The following is a 22051-nucleotide window of genomic DNA, read 5'->3' on the forward strand; positions in this document are numbered from 1 at the left end:
ATGACAAGATTTGATGGTAGAGATGCAAATGCATTGCGTCCTGTAAAAATGGATAGCGAGTATTTATTGCATCCAGAAGGCTCAGTATTGATCCAAGTTGGCAATACAAAAGTAATTTGTACGGCAACAGTTGAAGATAAAGTTCCAGGTTTTTTACGCGGCCAAGGAAAAGGATGGATTACAGCTGAGTATTCTATGCTACCTCGCGCTACAGCACAACGTACACCACGTGAATCATCACGCGGAAAAGTAAACGGACGTACAATGGAAATCCAACGACTTATTGGGCGTGCATTGCGTGCTATCGTCGATTTAGAGGCGTTAGGAGAACGTACTGTATGGATCGACTGTGACGTCATTCAAGCGGACGGTGGTACACGTACCGCATCCATTACAGGTGCATTTGTCGCTATGACACAAGCAATTGCTAAGCTTGCTGAAGAAAAACAATTAGAAAAATTCCCTGTAACAGATTTTTTAGCGGCTACAAGTGTTGGCATTGTTGCCGAACAAGGGGCTGTTCTAGACTTAAATTATGTAGAAGATGTCGATGCAGCAGTTGATATGAATATCGTGATGACTGGTGCAGGTCGCTTTGTAGAATTGCAAGGCACAGGGGAAGAAGCAACCTTCTCACGTGAGGAATTAAATGACTTGCTTGCATTAGGTGAAAAGGGAATCCAAGAGTTGATTGAGCTACAAAAACAAGCACTTGGTGAAATTGCTCTTAAAGTAGGAGGAAATGATTAAGATGAAACAAGTTGTAATTGCGACAAAAAATAAAGGCAAGGCGAAAGACTTTGAAGCATTATTTGCGCCACTTGGTTATGAAGTGGTAACGATGTTTGATGTTGCGCCAAATATGGAAATAGAAGAAACAGGCACAACTTTTGAAGAAAATGCAGTGTTAAAGGCAGAAGCTTTAGCAAAAGAGTTAGGTTCTATTGTTATTGCAGATGATAGCGGCCTAGCTGTCGATGCGTTAAATGGTGAACCTGGTGTCTATTCAGCGCGTTATGCAGGAGATCACGATGACGAGGCCAATATGGTAAAACTACTGCATAATTTACAAGACGTAGAAGATGCTAAACGTACAGCTCGCTTTTGCTGCTGCATTGCCATTGCAGGTCCTGATTTTGACACAACAACAGTATTTGGTACTTGTGAAGGTGTCATTGCACGTGAGAAACGCGGTTCAAATGGCTTTGGCTACGACCCAGTCTTTTTCGTACCAAGCTTAAATCGTATGATGGCTGAGTTAACACCTGAAGAAAAGGGTGCTATTTCGCACCGTGGAAATGCCATTCGCAAGCTAAAGGAACAATTGCCAAATCTTATTAAGTAAGAGGTGATATCCATGCAACTATTAGTGATGAGTGATACTCATGGAGATAGCCATGTCATTGATAAAGTACGCAGTTTTTATCCATCTATTGAAACAATGATTCATTGTGGCGATAGTGAACTGCCCTTTTCTCATGTTGCACTAGATGGCATGAAAAAAGTACGTGGAAACTGTGATATCGATAAAGCTTATCCAGATGAAGTCGTCCTTCAAGTGGGGGATGCGATCGTTTTTGCCACACATGGTCATTTATTTAATGTTAAATCATCCATTTTATCATTGTCATATCGAGCAAAAGAAGTCGACGCGCAAATAGCCTGCTTCGGCCATTCACATGTACTCGGCGCCGAAATGATTGATGATGTTCTATTTATTAATCCAGGCAGTCTATTGAAGCCGAGAGGGCGCAATGAAAAAAGCTTTGCGCTTATCGATATACAAGATGATTATTTTCAGGTGGATTTTTTTACTGATGACAATGAATGCATTTCGAAGCACACATTTAGACGGAATTAAGGTATAAAAGATATAAAAACGCTTAACATTCTACCATAAGAAAGTTTAAGCGTTTTTATATTTATGTGCGATATATGGATTGGGCGTGACGACCAAGCATGAATTGCAATATAGTAGTAAAACTAAAGAAAAGGGGGATAAAATGACAAAGGAAAACAACTTTGGATGGAATTTTGATAATAGCTATGCGCGGCTTCCAAGTATATTTTATAGCCCTGTGCAATTAAATCCTGTGCAATCACCACAATTGGTCATTTTTAATGAAGCTGTTGCTAAGTCCCTTGGCTTAAATAGTGAGGCACTGAAATGTCAAGAGGGCATTGCCATGCTTGGAGGCAATGACATACCTAATGGCGCATTACCGCTTGCACAGGCCTACGCAGGACATCAATTTGGGCATTTTAATATGTTAGGTGACGGTCGAGCATTGCTGCTAGGAGAACAAATTACACCTACAGGGCAACGCTATGATATTGGCCTCAAAGGTTCAGGTCGCACTCCCTTTTCGCGAGGCGGAGATGGGCGTGCGGCACTCGGTCCCATGCTTCGGGAATATATTATAAGCGAAGCGATGCATGCACTCGGCATTCCGACTTCACGTAGTTTAGCTGTCGTCACAACGGGAGAAACAATTCAACGTGAAACGGAACTGCCCGGTGCAATTTTAACGCGTGTTGCGAGCAGTCACTTGCGTGTCGGAACATTTCAGTTTGCGGCACAATGGGGTAGCGAGGAAGAGCTTCAAATACTAGCTGATTACGCCATCGAACGGCATTATTCAATGATTGACATGACACAAGGGAATCGTTATTTAAAGTTGCTTCAGGCAGTGATGGAGAGACAAGCTAAACTTATTGCAAAATGGCAGTTAGTTGGCTTTATCCACGGTGTGATGAATACGGATAATATGACGATTAGTGGCGAAACTATTGATTATGGCCCTTGTGCTTTTATGGATACGTACAATCCAGCAACCGTGTTTAGTTCAATCGATCGCCAAGGTCGCTATGCTTACGGCAATCAGCCACCTATTGGCGCTTGGAATATTGCGCGATTTGCGGAATCACTGCTACCACTTATTCATGATAACGAAGAAGAGGCAGTAACATTGGCTCAAGAAGTGATTCAGCAATATCCACAATTGTATAATACAAACTGGCTAAAGGGCATGCGCGCTAAACTGGGGATTTATAACGAAGAACAGCAGGATGGAAAATTGGTAGATGAACTACTAACCCTCATGGAAAAGTACGAAGCAGACTATACGAATACGTTCCGGGCGCTGACGTTAAATAAATGTCAAGGCACAACGCTATTTGAGTGTGCAGAATTTAAAAAATGGTATGAACAGTGGCAAGCAAGACGCCAAAGACAAGAGGAAAGTGAAGCGGCATCTCAACAGTTAATGCGCGATAATAATCCGGCTATTATTCCTCGCAACCATCGAGTAGAAGAGGCGTTAGAAGCCGCTGTTACACAAGGCGACTATCAAGTAATGAATAAGCTATTACAAGCATTATCCCAACCATACGCTTATACAGCTGAGCAAGAAGAGTATACAAAGCTCCCAGCCCTAACAGACTGTCCATACCAAACATTTTGTGGCACATAAACGACTAAAAGCTAACTATGCTGAGCAAATCCAAAAAGTGTTAGATTGACTGCAATCAATCTAACACTTTTTCTTTTATGAAAAGGAGAACGGTAACAGCGCAAAACCTTTGAGCATACGTTATGTATGAATAACAGAAAAGGGGACTGTGCAACGTGCATCAATATTCTAAAGGTTGGTTTGTCAAGGAGCTACGCGCAAAGGGGATTTTAGTGCATCCTCAATTAAAAACCCATCTAGGGAAGTTTAAAGAATCAGAATTACGTAATTTATATTACCGCTATGTCGAGACACACCAAACAGATATAGAGCAATCATAGCTTCGGGCACTAAATATTCGTAAAACCAGATTGATGGACAACAAGCATTGTCTATGAATCTGGTTTTTTATTGGAGCCATTATGAATAAAAGCGGTAGCAAAACTGCATGACAATGGCCATTGCAATCATATCCGACATGGCGAGTGCCTCTGCTTCGATTTCATCAAATACTTGCACATCCGTTTGATAATCTTTTTGAATCATCGTCACCGCTTCTTTTTTCGTTAAAGCTAGATGGCTATAAAACATTTGCTGTACGGCTTCTTTCGTCAAATAAGGATTAATCGTACTTAAAAAGACAGCAATTTCATCGGCATTACGATACCATTCCTTTTCTTTTGCAGCTGCTGTTGCTGCATCACCTTTATTCGCTGCTGTGACCAACTGTGCTGCAATAACTAGGTGCTCTTTGATTAGTGCTGCATAGCGATCGGCTATTTGATCGCCGTAAAATGGGCGCAGACAATTGCCTAAATCCGTCGCGTTGCGTAACAGACGTGCTTGCACAAACGGTAAATCAGGCAAACCGAAGACAATGCTAATAATCGTCATCCTCGTCCAATTGACATGCTCCATCCACAACAGACGATTCATCGCCATAAAATCAGATTCTGCTTTACTTATACACTTTCGATTATCCTGTTGCGGTTGTAAAAAGTGCCGAATAGGCGCCGTATACTGGTTGGATGGAGCAGTATAAAGGGCACTTAAAGAATTCCCGTAAGAGCCATTTGCATAAGGAAACACCGCATGTTCACTCCCTCAAAAAATTCATTCTATTGTAGAGTACTCGACGCGATCTTTTAATGTGCATAATTAAAGAGCGTTCATTCATCTTCATAAATCATTTTCTTCGTCATACCACCATCGACAGTTAGATTAATACCTGTAACAAAGCGATTTGCGGGATTTGTTAAATACAAACAAGCTAGCGCAACATCCTCCGGCATACCAACACGTCCAGATACATGTTGGGCATGATCAATCGTCCGTAACTGTTCATAATCCCCCGTTTCAATCCATCCAGGAGAAATACAGTTAACCGTAATTTGATCTGGCCCCAAAGAACGTGCTAAAGCATGTGTTAACGCCACAATACCGCCCTTTGAAGCGGCATATGCTTCCGTATGGGGCTCAGACATAAACGCCCGTGTAGAGGCTAGAGAAACAATGGAACCACCTTGTTCATTTGTCCGCATTATTTTTGCTGCTTCTCGCGAACAAAATAAAACACTCGTTAAATTAGTATGCAACATATCTTGCCACTGCGCGAACGTAATATCATATGGAGATACGTGTTGAAACTTACCCGCATTATTCACTAAAATTGTAATCGTACCAAAATGTTGAACTGTTTGTACCATTAAGGCGACGATATCCTGTTCTTTCGCAACATCCGTCTCAATAAATAACACCGCATAACCTTGCGCCTGCAATTCATGCGCTAATTGTTTCCCAAGCGTTGCATTGACATCTGCTATGACCACCTTAGCACCACGCTGTGCATAGGCCTGCACAATGCCTTTACCAATGCCTTGTGCACCACCTGTCACCACTACAACAGATTGTTCAAACATACGCATACCTCCTCTTTTACGTTTTCATTATTTTAGCAAAAAATGTGATTGTACTGTATTAAAAGCGCATAAAGAAAGATATAGATTCATATAATAAATGGGTATATAATAGATGCAAGGCAAACCTTGCCTTCATAGTAAAATTAATGTTGACTTTATGTTATAAACGACATATAATAAATATTGTCTTTCCTAAGAGAAAAGTTATTTAGGAAAACACATCATGTCTCAGTAGCTCAGCAGGATAGAGCAACGGCCTTCTAAGCCGTCGGTCGGGGGTTCGAATCCCTCCTGGGACGTTTTTAGCAAAACGTAGATTGATTTTAAACCAAAAAGAAAAACGCTTAAAACCTTGAGAATACTGGGTTTTAGGCGTTTTTCTTTTCTTTTAAAGATTTCAAAAATCGCATAGAAAAACATATAAAATATAAATTAGGTAACAAAATGTAAACAAGGTGAACAAAAAATTAGGATGAATAAATGTTAATTGCAATTTCTTCATCGCGTTTTTCCAATTCTTTTAGTATGAGTGAATAATTGTCCAGTGTTGTTTGAATAATTGAGTGTCCTAATGACCCACTGTCATTACACACCATATTGTAAATCCTTCGAGCTCTTAAAACTAAAGTGGAAAATTTCCTAACTAATTTATTTAGATAAAAATAAGAAGCCACTCTATTGAGTGACTTTATCCAATGTGATTCTTATTCTATTCCTAACTCAGCCTTTACTGAAGTGATTACAACTACAGCAGACAACATCCGAGAATCAGCAGAAGCGATATCTGATTTTATTTTATCCATGTGAGAAGGAGAATAGTTACCTTCATCAAACATTTTCATAGATTTTTCCGCAGCCATTTGTCTACTTACAGCAGCATAGCTAAGGTCATTCATAGCGCCTTTAAGTGATTTTTGGTGTTTTTTAGATAAACCCTCAACAGGAATATTATTCATATTGGTGCTTAAATTTCTGTAATAATTTTTTAAGGCTTTCATATTTTCATAAGCTTTATATATATCTGTATTTCCTGCACTTATCGCTTCAAAAGTAGGTTGCCACACATCATTCCAACCTTTATCATAAGAACTTGTAAGTTCATTGATAAATGGTTGGGTATTTGTTTTAAAATATTCTACCTGTTTTTCAGTTTCCTTCGCTTTTTCTTTCTCTTTAGCCTCAGCTTCTTCTTTAGCTTTTTGTGCTGCTAAGGCTTTTTCTTCAGCTTCTTTAGCTTCACGTGTAGCCTTTTCTTCTGGTTTCTCTTTCTCCTCTTCTTTAACTTTAGCTACAGTTTCCACTTTTTTCTCTTCTTTTTTAGTAGTTTCTACAGTGTCTGCCGTAGCTGCAAAGCCTATAGTTGTAACGATTACAGCGGCAAAAGAAATACCACTGAATTTCAGCATTTTCTTCCCTTTCATACCATCCTTCTTTACAAATGCAATAACTGACCTAACGGCAAACACAGGTAAAGCCAATAAGCTAATTAAAAATAAAATCATAAATAAATTATCCATATAAAAATCTCCCTTCATATCCATTTTAGGGAAAATGTTGTTAAAAGTATATATGAAAAAACAGACAACCATTTAGTTATCTGTTTACTTTTTTGTTATATTTTGTTTTATATTCTAATAAGGAGTTATATTGGAATTTTACTAAGCATATTTTTGCTACTTTCTCTAATTCAATCACTTTAAAATCGACACTGCAAATTTTATTAGACAAGTTTTGTAATGATGTCCCAAGTGCTTCAGCTACAGTTTTTCCTGTTTTAATTAGTGGGATTTTGATTTCTTCAGTTTTACATAAAATAACACCATCTTTCAATTTATATTGTTATTTTAATTAAAAATTACATGATGTTAAATGGGCAGAAGAATAAATATTAAATACTACACAGAAATAGGTTGTCTAAAAAAAAGTAGGGTATAAAAAAGGTAAACATTATAGTCATTGATTTATCAATGTTTTTGTCCAAGGACGTCTAAAGGTTCAGATAGAACAAGTTTGAACCAACTAAAAAGCGCTTCAAATCCTTTAATATCAAGGGTTTGAGGCGCTTTTCATTTTTACCGCTATATTTAAGGTTTCAAAACCACTTTAATACAGTCTTCCTGTTTTGTATCGAATATTTCATAACCATGTTTTGCTTTTTCAAGAGGGAGGACGTGTGTAATGATATCTCCGGCATTCACTTTACCGTCAGCGATTAAGTTATAGACATGAGGCATGAGATGAACAACGGGGGCCTGTCCAGTACGAATTGACACATTACGCTGGAAAATATCTCCGAGTGGGAAGGCATTGTATCGACCACCATAAACACCGGTAATTTGGATAGTGCCGCCTTTACGTACTGCTTGACTGGCAGTGACAATGGCGCCCATAGCACCACTTTGGAGTTTTACGCCACTGGCCAGAAATTCGAGAGGCGTCATTTTTCCGCTCATCCCGACACAATCAATGACAACGTCTGCACCGCCTTTGGTGATCTCTTTTAAATATTCACCACAATTTTCATGGTCTTCAAAATTAACGATTTCAACGTTATTTGTTTTCTTTGCATGTTTAAGACGATACCCAATATAGTCAACTGCGATGACTCTTTCGGCACCTTTCAACCAAGCAAATTTTTGTGCTAATAGTCCAACGGGTCCGCAGCCAAGAATAACGACAGTATCACCTTTCTTTACTCCGGCATTTTCTACACTCCAATAAGCAGTAGAGGCAGCATCGGCAAGGAGCACAAGACTTTCATCAGGCACTTCGGATTGCTCTGGAATTTTGAACGGAATAAAATTGCCATATGGAACACGCATATACTCTGCCTGTCCTCCCGGAAAACCGCCTGTTGTATCTGAATAACCAAAATAAGCACCCATTTCGCCATTATCGTTTGCATTATCACACTGACTTTCTAATTCATGATTGCAAAACCAGCATTCACCGCATGCAATATTAAAAGGGATGATAATTCGGTCGCCCTTTTTAACCTTTGTCACATCCTTGCCAACTTCTTCTACAATGCCCATCGGTTCATGGCCAATGACATAGTCCTTTCCGATATTCGGAATCATTCCGTGGATTAAATGCAAGTCTGACCCACAAATGGCAGTAGTCGTTAAACGAACAATAATATCATCAGCTTTTTTTATTTTAGGATCTTGTACTTCTTTAACCTCAACATTTTTTATACCTTGAAAAGTGACAGCTTTCATTATAAAATCCCTCTTTTTCGTTTATTTTTTCGGTGGAGTAGGGAACAATCCTTTTCGATTCATGTTTTTAGGGAATAAATCCAACTGTGCAATACTAATCGCATTTTCTGCAGATTTAATATCCAATTCTTTTTGCCCTTCTAGATCATAAGGTTTTAACCATTCTTTTTTTACCATCAGCTCAGAAATTTCGAAATATAAATCAACCATGACATCGAGTTGAGTTCTTAGGATTTTTTGAAGAGCAGGGGAAGCTGTTTCTGTTAAGGCAATGGAAAGATTTCTAATACCGGTCTTTGTTGTAAGTAAAAACTCCAGAGCAACCCCCGAATCAGTTAGCTCAGGCATGCCAATTGAATTGATAGGATCTAAATAGTCTTTCATAGCATTGTCCTCCTAATATTCTAATTCTGATTTAGAGTAGAGCTTAACCATAGCAGTGAGTGCTGGAGTCGATAATTTTACATTTTTATCTAATAATGCTCTTAAATCGTCATCAAAGACCACACCTTGACTCAGTTTCGATTTAAGTAAACTTGTTGTCATAAAGTTAATGACTTCATGAAATTCCATTGTTTCATGAAGCGCTAATTTTTTCTCAAACACGTCATTTGCACCTCCAGTTTTTTCTTTAAAAAGTTTGCCCTATAGCAAGTCTATTTATACAAATTCGCTATAGAACTGTATTTCTAAAACTATATTGATAGTAAGAATTTCAAATGTTAAATGGCGATATTACCGTGATAATATGAAAAGAAAAATATATTGGTATAAGACGAGGGTAAGTCAATGACCACAATTTAATAGGAAAAAAGGAGATGTGCCACAGTCGATACTATACTTCCTAGTCAGCTGCGAGTACGAATGAAAAAAGACTTGCAACATGAAGTTAAGTCATGCATACAAGTCCATTATTTGGCACTTAATATAGTGTTTCTATCAATCAAATGATCACGGAGTAAAATCCAGTTGTATTGAATAGTACGAACGAAATGCTAAATAGCGCTAGCTTTGAGTACCGTTATTCAACCTCGTAAGAAATGTTCAATGTTTTTTTGGACGACTGCTGGGGGAATGAGTTGGATATGTTCACCTTTAGCGTCGCATGTAAAGATGCCTTTGAAAACTTCGGGCATGGCATCGTATTGCTTTTTTAACTGTTCATTAAAGTTATGAAAACAGTTATAAGAATAGTTGTCTAGCAAGTAAGGGATTAAAAAAGCAGATCGTAAAATTTCATATTCCTGATAATTATATGGGGTACTTTCCGGACGCTTTTGTAAGATTTCCAACATTTTTTTCATTAAAAGGGTTACCTCTTCTTCACTTGCAAAGGCAGCATAACCTCTAATGGCAGTCAGCCGCATATCTAAATAACGTTCCTTTTTATAAGCTTTTAGAAAAAAGTCCTTTCCGTCCTCTGGTAAGTCAAATACTAATTGCTTTAATAACGTATTACGTTTGGCAATATCCTTCGTATTCAAATAAGTTTCCATTTTTGAGCTTTTATCATCCATCTAATCTACCTCCATTGCTGAGCTTGATAGTTCGATTGCTTCGAGCGTTCCAATTTCCCCTTTTACACATCCTCTTTAGTATAACTGGTATCATTTCCAAAGTGTACCATGTGAAGAAGTAAGTATGGACGTAGCGATGAAACGGTTTTGAGACGATTTATGTCCCCATATTGCACCATTACCAAATAATAAAAATCATCATCCTACAAAAAAACAGGAAATATTTTCTTGACCTTTGCAAGATTTTCTGTTAATTTTGATAGTAACAAAATGTTATTAACAAAATGATACTAAGAAAAATTGCTTTATCAAAAATGGAGGGATGCAAGATGAAGAAGATAGTAGGAAGCTGGAATGTTTTTGAAATGACATGGTTAGTGCTGTTTACTGCAATCGCTGTCGGGTTTACGGTGATGTCAAAGGATTCCTTATTTGGATTTACAGTTTTTATTACCGGTGTGTTATGCGTAGTGCTTGCGGCGAAAGGCAACTTGATGAGTTATGTATTCGGTATGTACAATACGGTCGGTTACACGTATTTGGCTTTTATCAATGGTTTGTTTGGAGAGGTAATGCTAAATTTACTATTTTTCGTTCCGATGAATGTCATTGGCTTTTACATGTGGAAAAATAACCGCCAAGAAGATGGCAAGCTAGTTATGCGACAACTGGATCCAAGAGGATTGCTGCTAATTGGTATGGGCAGTGTGATCGGCTGCTTGCTAATAGGCTTTGGGCTGTCATTCATTCCAGGTCAAAATTCGCCTTACATCGATGCAACTACGACAGTGCTTTCTATTGTAGCGACGATATTAATGGTTCGAAGATTTAAGGAACAGTGGCTAGTTTATATCGTGCTAAATCTTTTCACAGTGTTGTTGTGGGTGATTCGGATGCTGGATGGTAGTGGTGATGGCTTGCTGATGATAGTGATGTGGAGCGCATATCTGGTCAACGCGTTTTATGGATACTATACTTGGAATAAAGTGGTTAAGGAGGTGGCGCTATGAAAACGCTAGGACTTACACTGGGGAAGTTTGCCCCGCTGCATAAAGGGCATCAGTTTATGATTGAAACGGCGTTACAAGAGGTAGATGAATTGATCGTCATTATTTACGAAACGACGGTCAGCCCAATTCCGCTTCATATCCGAGCAAATTGGATTCGCAAGCTCTATCCGCAAGTGCGAGTAATCGAAGCTTGGGATGGTCCAGACGGCTATTCGGATGATAGAGAGCATGAGATTCGGGAAGAGCAGTATATACTCGGTGTGCTGAACGGGGAGCAAGTAACGCATTTTTACTCAAGTGAGTTTTACGGTGAACATATGAGCGTCGCTTTGGGGGCGGTAGATAGACGAGTGGATGAAGCGCGCGAGCTAGTGCCTATTTCAGCAACGATGGTTCGTTCCAATCCTTATAAATACAGAGATTTTGTTAGTGATATTGTATATAGAGACTTAATTACGAAAGTTGTTTTCGTTGGCGCCATGTCCACAGGTAAGTCGACAATTACTGAAGCACTTGCTCAGCGGTATGGCACGACGTTCGCAAGCGAATATGGTCGTGATTATTGGACTGAACATCAAGTGGACCGCCGAATTGCCTTTGAAGCGTTCGATGACATTGCGGTCGGTCATATTGAGCGTGAAGAACAGGCATTGCTGGCTGCGAACCGCTATCTTTTTGTCGATACGAATGCCATTACGACGTATATGTTTGCACAAGATTACCACGGCAAGGCCCCGGATTTGTTAACAAGGCTCGCTTTAGAGAATGCTCAGCGCTACGATTTGTTTTTCCTATGCGATGACGATATACCTTATGATGATACGTGGGACCGCAGCGGAGATCAGAAGCGGCATGTTTTCCATAAACAGATTATCGCTGATTTGAAGGAGCGACGGATTCCTTATATTACGCTACGAGGAAGCCTGGAGGAACGTATACACAAAGTTGACGAAGTACTGGCGAAGTTTGCGCCCTATGGAAACTATTTCGGAGAGTAAAAAACTTAATGCATCAATATAAAGGAGGCAAGTCAATTGGATTTGTTAGATAAAGATGGACTGACAGAACGTGAATTTTTGCAACAGTACAAGGTAGGAGACTATGAGCGTCCTTCAGTGACGACGGATATGGTTATTTTTACTGTGACGGAAGAGGAGGCGGACAGTTATCGCAAACTACCGGAAAAAGAGCTACGCGTTCTACTGATTCGTCGTGCAGGGCATCCTTTCATAGGCAAATGGGCGCTACCTGGGGGCTTTGTCCGCTCAAATGAGACGACGGAGCAGGCAGCAGTAAGGGAATTACAAGAGGAGACGGGCGTAGAAGACGTCTATTTGGAGCAGTTGTATACCTTTAGCGATATTGGGCGTGACCCAAGAACGTGGGTGATAAGCTGCAGCTACATGGCTTTGATTAATAGCGATAAGTTGGAACTAAAGGCAGGCGATGATGCGGTAGACGCTGCCTGGTTCAAAGTCACTTATCGACCACTGAAGGAAGAAAAAGTGCTAATTGAGGACGGCTACATGAAAACGCTGGAATACGAACTTATATTAAGGAGTGAAGAAGAAGAACTTTCAGCGGTCGTAGCAAAGACAATTACTGCGAAGACGACATCGACTGGTACAGATTTTAAGATTGTCTCGAATGAAGGATTAGCATTTGACCATGCAAAGATGATTGCCTGTGCTATTGAACGGTTGCGGGGCAAAGTAAATTATACGGATATTGCACTGCATTTAATGCCGAAGTTATTTACTTTAACAGAACTACAGCAAGTTTATGAGGTCGTGTTGGATAAAGAACTGTTGAAGGCGGCATTCCGACGTAAAGTGGCCGATCTTGTGGCGGAGACTGATCAATACACCGAAAATGCAGGGCATCGGCCATCTCGCTTGTATCGGAGAAATTGGGAGGATGAAGGATGATTTACAAGATAGATGAATTAAAAATAGCATATAGCAAGGGACAAAAGTTTAAATTTTTGTTTTTTTGGGGGCATACGCCTTCTAAGGTCGGGATTGTCGATAAAAGCTGCTTCAGTCAATGGTGGATGTGCCCGTTTACAGTAGAAGGAACGCAATATTCTTGCGCCGAGCAGTTTATGATGGCTGAGAAGGCAAGGTTGTTTGGGGATGACGAAATGCTTGCGTCTATCCTTCAAGCGAAGCATCCAAAAGAGATGAAAGCTTTTGGGCGTGCGGTTCGAAACTTTGACAAAGCTATTTGGGATAAGGAATGCTATGGCATTGTCAAAAGAGCAAGCTTAGCGAAATTTTCGCAAAATCCGCAACTGGCTGATTATCTTAAATCAACGAAGAACCGCATCCTAGTCGAAGCAAGCCCGAGAGACCGTATATGGGGAATAGGTATGGGTCAGTCGAATCTAGATGTGGAGAATCCAATGAAATGGCGGGGCACAAACCTGCTAGGGTTCGCGCTGATGGAAGCGCGAGACGAGTTGCTAAAGCATGAGAAGTAAGGATTACGGTAAGAGAAAATAAAGAAAGGGTGGTGTTGACCTTGAGATATACCGAATATGTCCGTTTAAAAACAGGAAGATACCAATCTGTCGGCAAGTTTGGCGAAAGTATTTATGCCTATGAGGTTTTAACAGGGGTAACAGACTCCCCTGAGTACCATCAAATTTCGAAGGCGGAATTTGACTCATTTGAAACATGGACGAAAGAGGATATTTCAGATCTAAAAAAACTGTATGACATCATTAACCGCCCAGTTATATGTAGCGGTTATTTAGGGAAAGAGAAATTGGATACGTCACTTCTTCGTGATTTAGAAAATGAATAAAGGAAATTGCTGTTTAGAACTATGAATTCCTAAAATTTGAATTGAGGTGAATAGGTTGTCGCAGCTTCCAGAAATAAACAATGAAACGTTAATTAAGTTAGTTAAATTTCTTGATTTTTTCCAAAGGCTAGACGCAATGCCGAGTGAAAACGAAAAAAGGAATATGCTTGCATGTGAAGAAATCCGACAATTTCACGATGAACTATGTAATACAGATTTTCTCATTGTATTCGATTGGAAGAGTTGGTTGCATGAAAATGAAGCTTTTAAGCAAATTGCAAATGATTTAGAAGAGCATGTTATGAAAGCAGATTTAGCTTCACTTCGAAAATTGATGACCAGTTATATACGTGGAGATCGATTTACGGAAGGACTATTTGAAGGCGTCATTATCAATGGACATGTAACAAAGATACTAACAAGGCTTAAAGAATTAATGGAGAGGGGGGACACAAATGAGTATCAGTAAAGCACAACAATGCAATTTAAATATATGGTATAACTTACCATCTGAAGTGTGGGACAGGATGACGAATGTATACGAGCGTATGCCCGGGTGGATAGGATATACAAATGGCATTCCTTATTGGTTTGGGCAGGAAGAGGATGATGTTTTTATTATGGCCTCAGTAGAACCAAGTGGGTTATCCTTTTTTGCACAGATGGAAATGGAAGATTGGCATTCTTGGATAGAGCGATTTAAAGTGGAGGCAACCAAAATAGTAGGGTTTGAGGTTGGTGAACCCGAAGACGGATTTATTTAATTATCGTTAAGATTAATAAAAAGAAACGAGGGATAGCTATCTATAACAATATCACGCAAGAACATATTGAAGGCCTTTCAGCAAAATTGAAAGCTATATTACACAATGAATTATTGCTTGGGAATGAAATTACGGAGACGTGGGAAGGATGGCCCCCTGATAGCATTGTTGTATTTTTGAAAAAGCCATTTAGGACCAATGTAAAAAAGCTAGCTAAAGAACTAGAGTATAGAGAAATTAATGATCTGCATTATTGGCAAGCAGAAATACACGATAAAAAGTCTAATTGTATCTTGCTATGCGGCTTTGCGAATTAAACTAGATGTTGGGGGAGGGAGCAATTCAATGTCCATTTTACTAAAAGCGTCATTTGTTTATTTTAGTATTGAGGATGAGACAATAATCATTGGTTTTGCAGATGATGAATTTAACACGAAAGACTATGTGTTATTTCAAAAGTCGTTATTTATTGATGACATACCGATGCTCAATAAGGTTCATATTACACTTAATAGTGAAAATAGAGCAGCGTATGGAGGAATAGTAAGGATCAGACTTAGCCAAAAATTAATTTCTATTATTTTATCAAAAGAGACTGCAAATTCACTGGGCACTGATTCCATAGACATTGAGTATGCATTAGATGAAAATCAATTTAATTCTTTAATTAGTCACTTTCATAAGCTTAATGCCGAGCAAGAGATAGTTATTGAAGTGAAATAGATTCAAGAATGTACTAAAGAATAGCGCCCCTCTTAAGACACCCCTCAGACATTCTCCAACTTTCCCGGACACGCTCCAGGTATAAAGGCTTGATGATAGAGTTTTTCACCTTCGTATGGCACTATTTCGGCTGCAGGAAATAGACAAGAAATGAATGAGTGGTAAAATTTAGTTATAAAGGAAAATGAAAAACGAGACGTAAGGAGAGAAAATAAAGATGGGCAAGAAGAAAAAGACCTTACCGAAAAATTTCGATGAACTAATTGAAGCAGGTGATCTATCAGCATTACAACAGGCATTTATGCAATGCGAATTAAATGCTCGTGGCGGTTACAGTAAAGAAACAGCCTTGAGCTTTTTCAATATACCGCATGAATTGGTGCGCTGGCTCGTGGAACAGGGAGCGGATATTAATGCTAGTGACAGTTATGGAAGAACGGCTCTACATAAACATGCAATAACTTCAAACGATACGATGGAATTGCTGATTAACCTAGGTGCAGATATAGAAGCTAGTGATTATCAAGACGAGACACCTTTATTTGCCGCTGCAGGTTTTTGTCATCCACATGCTGTTCAGACGTTGGTTGCCAAAGGGGCAAATATTAACGTAGAAAATAACATGAAGCAGACGCCTTTAGAAAAAGCTTTGGCCATGTGTAAAAACATTGATATCGTCAATATGGCGAAAGTTGCCGATATTTTGCTTCATGCTGGCGTAACCGTAACGGAGGAAATGAAAAAATCTATAAAGCGAATTGGAACAGACTTTGAATTCCATAGAGAAGGCTTTAACAAAGACTATTTTACACAAACAGATGAAGCACTATTACAGCTATATGAACTCTTTGATGTCCCACCAGTAGGGCTAAGAACGATGCATGATGGCGTCTCTCCAATAACAGTATCTACGAAGGGATGGCAGGCACAACATCATGAACTATGGCGTTTATTAATACCATCCCAAGGACATGCGAAAACGGTACAGGGTGAGGTTATCCGTATTACGGGTAAAGTGTCGTACGAAATTTTAGATAACGGTGGAGTTAACTGGGATAATCAATATCGTAAAATGCTTAATCGTCTAAATCATTACTTTAGCATGGGTACACCATTAAATGATGCTGCACTTCAGGAGGCAGAAATATTAATCAGGGCACTTCACAATGGACATGGTGATGATGAGCCAGCGAGACTATGTGAACTAGCAGTAAGCTGGGTGCTTAGTAATGTGAATCCTATTACGTTGGAACAGCCCGACTATAAACGGTAAAGGGGATGTATATCACAATGAGTTATGATGTTCAAATTGGAAGGTTAATCAGTGGGACAAGAGCATTGGAAGGTAAGGGTGTTTTTCTACTTTGCTCAACAGATCAAACTATTCAGGAAATCTCGACAGTTGCTTCTTATGAAGGGATATTCGTTAGCAGAAACGATATTGAAAATGCGCTTTATGACTTCTGCAAATTGGCTATCACGAGCTATATAGAAGAAGGAAGAAACAAGGATGTCTATACTTTCTCTATCTATACTGATAGCTATAATGGTAGTTATTTAGTCTACATTAATAATCGCGCTTCTTTAGAGCAAAGTGTTGCAGAGTGTTACGAAAGTTATCAAGAAAATTATAGGAGAACGGGTGACGAGATTTATAATCAAACAAAAGAGCAGGTCTATCGTTCATGTAAATTTAGTGAAGGTGATTATCCTTTTATGTTTGAAGAGATGCCAAATCGTCTTGAAAGCTATCTTGAAATGTACAGCTGTATTAGCCAAGAAACGCCTGAGTATTTAAGCAATAAGGAGAATTATATATTTGAAAAGACGTTAATCGATTCGGAGCTATTTTTAATTGCCATTGATGTCATTCATCGCTTGCAGCACGATTTAAAACAATTAAAGCAAACAGAGGACTTTATTGCCTACGTATCAGCGGCGGATGGCGTTGGTGGTGATTATTTGACACTAAGCCAACTTGTCAGAAACTGTGTACCCTTAGACCAATTGTATAAAGCAATGCCTGACCTAAAGAGTAAAGATCAGGAATTTCAGTCCGCTGTCGATGCTATCCACCAACTCTCCCTTGATCAACAAGTAAAACATTGGGTCAATGTGATCGAAGGAGGAGAATTTGGAGAAGGTAGTATGAAAAGTTTTTGGCGAACAGATTATGAAGCCTATGAACAACTCGTTGCGCTTGGAGCACAAGCCATCCCATATATGAAAGAGTATTTGAACGGTGATCTTAAGAATGAGGGTAGGAATATTCTAACGTTAGTATTAGAAACTCTGGGCGAACAATAACACCTAATAATACTGTTACTCATGAAAAATATGAGGTGCCTGGCTTGATTACAGGAATCGCGATTTATCATACTGAGAATATTAGCGCGATCAACTCTTTAAACATCGGATTGTCTTTTTTTGAGGCGGTAGGCGTCAGCGTAAACGCGGCAACATATAATCAATTATTGAATGATGGAGATCATGTAGGGGATCATCAACTTTCCAATATTTCTGTCGATCGGTTACAAGAGAATGTGTTAAATGGAGCTTATGCGTTCGGGCTATACCATGAGCGAAAGGGCTCGACACCTTGATATGCTGGATTCAGCAGTGAAACTGTGGAGTTTGGCAGCTTCTCTCATTTCACTGCATGTTGTGAATGTTCACTGGAACTTGGCAAAGCGATTTCCAAGCTAGTCCTATGCGATTCATACAATAACTTATCGAACTGAGGTTTTAATATGATAGCAAACCAAAACAAAATGAAAGTAATGGAGGCCATTGCAGAGAGAAATTTAGTTTCGATTATGAATAATACAAAGTGGCGAGAACTGCAAGATGCCGTTATAAATACGTTATTATTTCCGCCACCATACCAATGCAAGTATTTGTTAGAAGAAATCCGACACCCAGAAGAATTTGAAACGGATGTGTGGTATTGGGGAGATTGGGAAGAGGGCATTGAACCATTTTACAGTGTCGAATGGATTAGAGTAAGGCCAAGGTATTTGAAACATCGAGGTAGACTCATTTCACCAGAACTGATTGATATCACAGATGATTTTGTTCATATATTAAAGTCATTATCCATTCCATACCGGCTAGAGAACGATACCTATTACATTTACGGCTACCTAGTAGATACAAGTATATTAACATCATGAAGCCCAGTGGCAGGCAATGTTAGCTGCTGACAATAAAGGGGGGAATCTAATATGACAGAACGAATACCATGTAAGACGGAAGGTTGCAATGCAACAATTTTGCCGAGCACCGCAGCCAAGACAGGCGGAATCTGCATGCCCTGCTATCAAGAGCAGGAACGAAAAAAACAACAAGCATATATTGAACAGCACCGCAAAACGGTCAATCTCTATGAAGGATTAACAGATTATGTTGACATTCTCAAGGTGATGCATGCGCCTAGAAAGTATGACCCCCTTGTCCAATATGTTTCGTTTCCATTACGCATGGAGCAGGTGTACATATCTTTATCAGACCAAGAAGCGGACAGTATGTTGAAATATGCATTGGAATTACTCGCTGTTAACAATAAAAGTGAAGCACAAGATATTTTATTATCACTGGTGTGTTACCGGGATGTTAATATATCCGTTGCTTTGCCTGCACTGATAGAGCGCGGCATGTTTAATAATCCGATTCTTTTTAAAGATGCTTCACAAAACATTCGGAATCAGCTTTTAGGTCAAGTGAAATGGGATGAAGACAACCGTAATTTTCTCCTTTTAGTACTCGGATGGATCGGTGATACTGCTGTTACAGAGCAGTTTCGGGAATGGCAAATGCAGCCTCCAACATGGGTGGAGCAGTTGTTTGTAACGCCTGAAACGTATGCGCTTGATGGAGGATGGGAGCTTACACCAGACGGAAAGAAGCGAAATTTAATAAACCCTTTATGTTATGCGATTAGACAAGTAGACCAACAGGGTGAAGATGCCAATGAAAAACATCATGCCCATTTTCTAGAGTCAAGCCATTCAACATGTCCATGGTGCAATAGGAAGTTAATGAAGTTGATGGACGTAGCTACCTCCCACCCGGCATTACGATATTTAAACTTGCAGATAGAGAACCTACAGGTCATAACTTGTGATGTATGTGGGGGCTTTAGCACTATATACATGGAGTTGGACAATCATGGTGTGCCTGTTTGGAGCCGCCACAATCAAGAACCTGATTATCTTCCAGATATAGATAACCTAATCAGCGAAGCGGAAACGACACCTAGTTTAGTTCTTTCATATGAGCCGCAATCACCGTATTATGCTGCGGTTTGGACGATGTCACAATTGGATTCGCAGATTGGCGGTCATCCAACTTGGGTACAAGAGCCGGAGTATCCAGTTTGTCCTTGTTGTGAACGAAGAATGCAATATATCGGGCAGATTGATTATGCGGATTTCGACCAATATGCAGAAGGTATTTTTTATATGTTTTTATGTCCAACAGACAAAATGACAGCAACGGCATATCAGCAAAGTTGATGACCGATTAGCCTTTAAGGAATAAAGTAAAACAAAACATAAGAAGAGCCCGCTATGAAAGCAGGCTTTTTTCATTTTAAGCTTACATCTATACAGCCATTAGGCTTCTTTTAACATATTTATTACGGCATCTTTATAGCTATCGGTAAAGTGAATCTTCCCGTGACTCTGGACGATACGTCCTTCCTTCTTACGTCGTTCCAGCCAATCTGTAATAAAGCCTGGAGCATAGCCACCTTGCCCGAATTCTCCGCCAAATGCGATGATGTTCTGATAAGCGGATACATATTGATCGTAAGTAGTATCCGGATACGACTTGGTATATAACCAAAACTGCACATCATACATGACATAGGATAATGCATCTGCATGAAAACTGAAATGGCCTTTCTCTTCGACAATTTGTGTACAGATGCTGCGGATTTTTCGTTCCACTTGTTCTACTTCGGTTACGCGAGCGCATAACTCTTCCAACATAGGAGAAAACTTACCGTGCGCTACTTTAGCGAGTGCATCTTCTTTGTCTTGTTCAGAAGTATCATAGCGCTCTTCACTCACTAAACCTCTAATAAATGCTTCAAAATTATCGGCAAGGAAAGTGATTTCATAATCATCTTCTTGATCGACATGAATCACTTCAGGCTCACCATCCTTACCACAAGCTCGATAGTCTAACATCACGACATCATGACCCGCTGATGGACAGTCACAGATTACTACTCCTATGTCTGGATATCCCCATTCCTCAATCATAAACGGACTACCTAGGTCTCCGCACAGGGCATAGCCTTTCTCGCGCCCGATACCCATAATACCAGTAATGGCAATATGGTCCTCAGCCCAGGAAGTCGGCTCCTCAGTTGGAAAGCAAGTGTTCTTCGGTACCCCACCATTGTGCTGTTTCATTAAGGCAATATAAGAGGCGGGGAGCTTATAGCCAAGTTCTTTCTCTATTGAATCGATTAGTTCGTCTGTCGGTGGCTCACATTGATAGGATGATTTTGCGTATTCACTATCATCCCAAAAATCTGCTAGAGACATGTCTGAAAAAGGACTCTTGTGCGCTGCAAAATCGCCACGTGCTATGGAGTCTTTCTTTTTAGCAAGCCGTAGTTCCTCTTTTTGTTGCTTGTTTGCTTTACGAGTACTCTCTCTTAAAAAATACTCTGTACTTGGATCTCCAGGCAATAATTGATTTGACTCGCTAAAAGCTTGCGTTGCTTCCTTATATCGCTGTAGATGATAAAGAGCAAAGCCTACCCGATAATGCCATAGCGAATCCAGTTTACCAGCTTCAGCTATGTTAGAAAAATGATTAAGCGCTTCTTCGTAAAGCCCTAGATTATTATAGGCTCTAGCTAACATGCTAATGGATTGATAGTCCCGCTCTTCTTCAGGAATTGCTAAAAGCGAATCAACAATTTGCTGATGTTCGTCTACTTCATGCCACTCGTTCAATTGCTCAATAAGCTTTTGTTCCATGTCTACCTCCAAATGATTTTCTATCTGAAATTCTATTCCTTGAAAATTGTACCATCTATGAATCATAGATTCTAGAAGATTACCATAAGTGTAACGGGACAAGTAATAGCAGCAGGCATAAAATATGCAGGACTTAATAAAAAATACGATGTGTCTTTTATACTTATCCTCCTAATGATTACTTCCTCCCCATTTGTCCCATGCTAAGGATAGACAGGGGGTGTTGGTCATGGATTATGAATACACAGTGAAGTTTTACTTCAATGAAAGTCGTGAGGAAGAATATAAAATTAAAAATAATATTGGACAAGAAACATTTGTGGAAGATATGTCTAATGGCTTCAATAACAAGTCGTGGTATGCATTTACCGAAACTGAAAATTTTAAAACAATCTTTATTAGTACGAAAGAGGTCTATAAAGTAACCGTCGTGCAAAACGTAGTCACTTTTGATTAATCGAATAACTGAAGTCACTTCCGATATGGGAGTGGCTTTTTATTTTGTTCATTGTTCAGTTATCTCTATTGCTAGTTATTTATTTTACTAATTCATTTAACAATTAAAGAAAAAAATTTAGCCCGCTCATCATTGCCAATTCACAAATGTTACCTCGACGTTACTATGAAACAAAATTGTGCGT

The 22051-nt window shown here is 39.4% G+C and carries 27 protein-coding genes and 1 tRNA gene; 20 read left to right on the forward strand and 8 right to left on the reverse strand.

Annotation, left to right across the window (positions count from 1 at the left end; genetic code table 11):
• From rph to ACIQXI_RS01350, 5 genes are all read left to right on the forward strand, one after another.
• Positions 1 to 750: a ribonuclease PH gene (gene rph, locus ACIQXI_RS01330; protein WP_402920749.1), complete on the forward strand. Its 750-nt coding sequence runs from the start codon at positions 1 to 3 to the stop codon at positions 748 to 750.
• A gap of 1 nt (position 751) precedes the next feature.
• The gene (locus tag ACIQXI_RS01335) at positions 752 to 1345 is read left to right on the forward strand and encodes an XTP/dITP diphosphatase (protein WP_402920752.1); all 594 of its coding nucleotides are present in this window, start codon (positions 752 to 754) and stop codon (positions 1343 to 1345) included.
• 12 nt (positions 1346 to 1357) lie between these two features.
• Positions 1358 to 1861: a metallophosphoesterase gene (locus ACIQXI_RS01340; RefSeq protein WP_402920755.1), complete on the forward strand. Its 504-nt coding sequence runs from the start codon at positions 1358 to 1360 to the stop codon at positions 1859 to 1861.
• 142 nt (positions 1862 to 2003) lie between these two features.
• Positions 2004 to 3473 carry a protein adenylyltransferase SelO gene (locus tag ACIQXI_RS01345; RefSeq protein WP_402920757.1) on the forward strand — a complete coding sequence of 490 codons (1470 nt, stop codon included), beginning with the start codon at positions 2004 to 2006 and terminating at the stop codon, positions 3471 to 3473.
• A 155-nt stretch (positions 3474 to 3628) separates the two neighbouring features.
• Positions 3629 to 3793, forward strand: coding sequence for a DUF2639 domain-containing protein (locus tag ACIQXI_RS01350; RefSeq protein WP_402920760.1), 165 nt, complete (start codon positions 3629 to 3631; stop codon positions 3791 to 3793).
• A 79-nt stretch (positions 3794 to 3872) separates the two neighbouring features.
• Here the strand turns inward: ACIQXI_RS01350 and ACIQXI_RS01355 are convergent, their stop codons facing one another.
• Both ACIQXI_RS01355 and ACIQXI_RS01360 read right to left on the reverse strand, forming a co-directional pair.
• The gene (locus ACIQXI_RS01355; protein ID WP_402920762.1) at positions 3873 to 4541 is read right to left on the reverse strand and encodes a hypothetical protein; all 669 of its coding nucleotides are present in this window, start codon (positions 4539 to 4541) and stop codon (positions 3873 to 3875) included.
• Positions 4542 to 4621: 80 nt separating this feature from the next.
• Positions 4622 to 5371: an SDR family NAD(P)-dependent oxidoreductase gene (locus ACIQXI_RS01360; RefSeq protein WP_402920765.1), complete on the reverse strand. Its 750-nt coding sequence runs from the start codon at positions 5369 to 5371 to the stop codon at positions 4622 to 4624.
• A gap of 225 nt (positions 5372 to 5596) precedes the next feature.
• Here ACIQXI_RS01360 and ACIQXI_RS01365 point away from each other — a divergent pair.
• Positions 5597 to 5670: transfer RNA gene (locus ACIQXI_RS01365), tRNA-Arg, on the forward strand.
• A 405-nt stretch (positions 5671 to 6075) separates the two neighbouring features.
• Here the strand turns inward: ACIQXI_RS01365 and ACIQXI_RS01370 are convergent.
• From ACIQXI_RS01370 to ACIQXI_RS01390, 5 genes are all read right to left on the reverse strand, one after another.
• Positions 6076 to 6888 carry a hypothetical protein gene (locus tag ACIQXI_RS01370; protein WP_402920768.1) on the reverse strand — a complete coding sequence of 271 codons (813 nt, stop codon included), beginning with the start codon at positions 6886 to 6888 and terminating at the stop codon, positions 6076 to 6078.
• Positions 6889 to 7455: 567 nt separating this feature from the next.
• Entirely contained in the window at positions 7456 to 8592 is a 1137-nt protein-coding gene (locus ACIQXI_RS01375; protein ID WP_402920771.1) for a zinc-dependent alcohol dehydrogenase, read from the reverse strand.
• A gap of 21 nt (positions 8593 to 8613) precedes the next feature.
• Positions 8614 to 8976 (reverse strand): spore coat protein, encoded by a 363-nt coding sequence (locus ACIQXI_RS01380; protein ID WP_402920774.1) that lies wholly within the window; start codon positions 8974 to 8976, stop codon positions 8614 to 8616.
• 12 nt (positions 8977 to 8988) lie between these two features.
• On the reverse strand, positions 8989 to 9198 hold the full coding sequence (locus tag ACIQXI_RS01385) for a hypothetical protein (RefSeq protein WP_016993944.1): 210 nt from the start codon (positions 9196 to 9198) through the stop codon (positions 8989 to 8991).
• Positions 9199 to 9617: 419 nt separating this feature from the next.
• Entirely contained in the window at positions 9618 to 10109 is a 492-nt protein-coding gene (locus tag ACIQXI_RS01390) for a hypothetical protein (RefSeq protein ID WP_402920777.1), read from the reverse strand.
• 329 nt (positions 10110 to 10438) lie between these two features.
• On the opposite strand from ACIQXI_RS01390, the gene pnuC reads away from it, so the two are divergent.
• From pnuC to ACIQXI_RS01455, 13 genes are all read left to right on the forward strand, one after another.
• Complete coding sequence (gene pnuC, locus ACIQXI_RS01395; protein ID WP_402920780.1) at positions 10439 to 11119, forward strand: nicotinamide riboside transporter PnuC; 681 nt, start codon at positions 10439 to 10441, stop codon at positions 11117 to 11119.
• Positions 11116 to 12117 carry an AAA family ATPase gene (locus ACIQXI_RS01400; RefSeq protein ID WP_402920782.1) on the forward strand — a complete coding sequence of 334 codons (1002 nt, stop codon included), beginning with the start codon at positions 11116 to 11118 and terminating at the stop codon, positions 12115 to 12117. The genes pnuC and ACIQXI_RS01400 overlap by 4 nt, the downstream gene beginning before the upstream one ends.
• Before the next feature lie 36 nt (positions 12118 to 12153).
• Entirely contained in the window at positions 12154 to 13047 is an 894-nt protein-coding gene (locus ACIQXI_RS01405; RefSeq protein WP_402920785.1) for an NUDIX hydrolase, read from the forward strand.
• Entirely contained in the window at positions 13044 to 13601 is a 558-nt protein-coding gene (locus tag ACIQXI_RS01410) for a riboflavin biosynthesis intermediates N-glycosidase (RefSeq protein ID WP_402920788.1), read from the forward strand. The genes ACIQXI_RS01405 and ACIQXI_RS01410 overlap by 4 nt, the downstream gene beginning before the upstream one ends.
• A gap of 41 nt (positions 13602 to 13642) precedes the next feature.
• A complete protein-coding gene (locus tag ACIQXI_RS01415) occupies positions 13643 to 13927 on the forward strand; it encodes a hypothetical protein (protein WP_402920791.1) in 285 nt (94 codons plus the stop codon).
• Between the two features lie 55 nt (positions 13928 to 13982).
• Complete coding sequence (locus ACIQXI_RS01420) at positions 13983 to 14396, forward strand: DUF6508 domain-containing protein (protein WP_402920793.1); 414 nt, start codon at positions 13983 to 13985, stop codon at positions 14394 to 14396.
• The gene (locus ACIQXI_RS01425; protein WP_402920796.1) at positions 14383 to 14691 is read left to right on the forward strand and encodes a hypothetical protein; all 309 of its coding nucleotides are present in this window, start codon (positions 14383 to 14385) and stop codon (positions 14689 to 14691) included. The genes ACIQXI_RS01420 and ACIQXI_RS01425 overlap by 14 nt, the downstream gene beginning before the upstream one ends.
• A 345-nt stretch (positions 14692 to 15036) precedes the next feature.
• A complete protein-coding gene (locus ACIQXI_RS01430; protein ID WP_402920799.1) occupies positions 15037 to 15414 on the forward strand; it encodes an Imm10 family immunity protein in 378 nt (125 codons plus the stop codon).
• A 217-nt stretch (positions 15415 to 15631) separates the two neighbouring features.
• Positions 15632 to 16687 (forward strand): ankyrin repeat domain-containing protein, encoded by a 1056-nt coding sequence (locus ACIQXI_RS01435; protein ID WP_402920802.1) that lies wholly within the window; start codon positions 15632 to 15634, stop codon positions 16685 to 16687.
• Positions 16688 to 16704: 17 nt separating this feature from the next.
• Entirely contained in the window at positions 16705 to 17721 is a 1017-nt protein-coding gene (locus ACIQXI_RS01440; protein WP_402920805.1) for a hypothetical protein, read from the forward strand.
• A gap of 44 nt (positions 17722 to 17765) precedes the next feature.
• Positions 17766 to 18017, forward strand: coding sequence for a hypothetical protein (locus tag ACIQXI_RS01445; RefSeq protein ID WP_402920808.1), 252 nt, complete (start codon positions 17766 to 17768; stop codon positions 18015 to 18017).
• 147 nt (positions 18018 to 18164) lie between these two features.
• Entirely contained in the window at positions 18165 to 18587 is a 423-nt protein-coding gene (locus ACIQXI_RS01450; RefSeq protein WP_402920811.1) for a DUF6678 family protein, read from the forward strand.
• Positions 18588 to 18638: 51 nt separating this feature from the next.
• The gene (locus ACIQXI_RS01455; RefSeq protein WP_402920814.1) at positions 18639 to 19928 is read left to right on the forward strand and encodes a DUF1963 domain-containing protein; all 1290 of its coding nucleotides are present in this window, start codon (positions 18639 to 18641) and stop codon (positions 19926 to 19928) included.
• A gap of 99 nt (positions 19929 to 20027) precedes the next feature.
• Here ACIQXI_RS01455 and ACIQXI_RS01460 read toward each other — a convergent pair whose 3' ends face one another.
• Complete coding sequence (locus ACIQXI_RS01460) at positions 20028 to 21410, reverse strand: SMI1/KNR4 family protein (protein WP_402920816.1); 1383 nt, start codon at positions 21408 to 21410, stop codon at positions 20028 to 20030.
• Positions 21411 to 21639: 229 nt separating this feature from the next.
• Here ACIQXI_RS01460 and ACIQXI_RS01465 point away from each other — a divergent pair, with 229 nt between their 5' ends.
• Positions 21640 to 21867, forward strand: a complete 228-nt coding sequence (locus ACIQXI_RS01465) for a hypothetical protein (RefSeq protein WP_402920819.1) — start codon at positions 21640 to 21642, stop codon at positions 21865 to 21867.
• The last annotated feature ends 184 nt before the right edge of the window (positions 21868 to 22051 follow it).

This window comes from Lysinibacillus sp. NPDC097195, from assembly GCF_044762075.1.
Lineage (GTDB): Bacteria > Bacillota > Bacilli > Bacillales_A > Planococcaceae > Lysinibacillus.

Bases quoted from the DNA above. Each gene is read 5' to 3' on its own strand.
- ACIQXI_RS01340 (WP_402920755.1), top strand. From the start codon at position 1,358: ATGCAACTATTAGTGATGAGTGATACTCATGGAGATAGCCATGTCATT.
- ACIQXI_RS01400 (WP_402920782.1), top strand. From the start codon at position 11,116: ATGAAAACGCTAGGACTTACACTGGGGAAGTTTGCCCCGCTGCATAAA.
- ACIQXI_RS01435 (WP_402920802.1), top strand. From the start codon at position 15,632: ATGGGCAAGAAGAAAAAGACCTTACCGAAAAATTTCGATGAACTAATT.
- ACIQXI_RS01425 (WP_402920796.1), top strand. From the start codon at position 14,383: ATGAGTATCAGTAAAGCACAACAATGCAATTTAAATATATGGTATAAC.
- ACIQXI_RS01460 (WP_402920816.1), bottom strand. From the start codon at position 21,410: ATGGAACAAAAGCTTATTGAGCAATTGAACGAGTGGCATGAAGTAGAC.
- ACIQXI_RS01410 (WP_402920788.1), top strand. From the start codon at position 13,044: ATGATTTACAAGATAGATGAATTAAAAATAGCATATAGCAAGGGACAA.
- ACIQXI_RS01335 (WP_402920752.1), top strand. From the start codon at position 752: ATGAAACAAGTTGTAATTGCGACAAAAAATAAAGGCAAGGCGAAAGAC.
- ACIQXI_RS01380 (WP_402920774.1), bottom strand. From the start codon at position 8,976: ATGAAAGACTATTTAGATCCTATCAATTCAATTGGCATGCCTGAGCTA.
- ACIQXI_RS01345 (WP_402920757.1), top strand. From the start codon at position 2,004: ATGACAAAGGAAAACAACTTTGGATGGAATTTTGATAATAGCTATGCG.
- ACIQXI_RS01450 (WP_402920811.1), top strand. From the start codon at position 18,165: ATGATAGCAAACCAAAACAAAATGAAAGTAATGGAGGCCATTGCAGAG.
- ACIQXI_RS01430 (WP_402920799.1), top strand. From the start codon at position 15,037: ATGTCCATTTTACTAAAAGCGTCATTTGTTTATTTTAGTATTGAGGAT.
- ACIQXI_RS01370 (WP_402920768.1), bottom strand. From the start codon at position 6,888: ATGGATAATTTATTTATGATTTTATTTTTAATTAGCTTATTGGCTTTA.
- ACIQXI_RS01375 (WP_402920771.1), bottom strand. From the start codon at position 8,592: ATGAAAGCTGTCACTTTTCAAGGTATAAAAAATGTTGAGGTTAAAGAA.
- ACIQXI_RS01360 (WP_402920765.1), bottom strand. From the start codon at position 5,371: ATGTTTGAACAATCTGTTGTAGTGGTGACAGGTGGTGCACAAGGCATT.
- ACIQXI_RS01440 (WP_402920805.1), top strand. From the start codon at position 16,705: ATGAGTTATGATGTTCAAATTGGAAGGTTAATCAGTGGGACAAGAGCA.
- ACIQXI_RS01455 (WP_402920814.1), top strand. From the start codon at position 18,639: ATGACAGAACGAATACCATGTAAGACGGAAGGTTGCAATGCAACAATT.
- pnuC (WP_402920780.1), top strand. From the start codon at position 10,439: ATGAAGAAGATAGTAGGAAGCTGGAATGTTTTTGAAATGACATGGTTA.
- rph (WP_402920749.1), top strand. From the start codon at position 1: ATGACAAGATTTGATGGTAGAGATGCAAATGCATTGCGTCCTGTAAAA.
- ACIQXI_RS01465 (WP_402920819.1), top strand. From the start codon at position 21,640: ATGGATTATGAATACACAGTGAAGTTTTACTTCAATGAAAGTCGTGAG.
- ACIQXI_RS01390 (WP_402920777.1), bottom strand. From the start codon at position 10,109: ATGGATGATAAAAGCTCAAAAATGGAAACTTATTTGAATACGAAGGAT.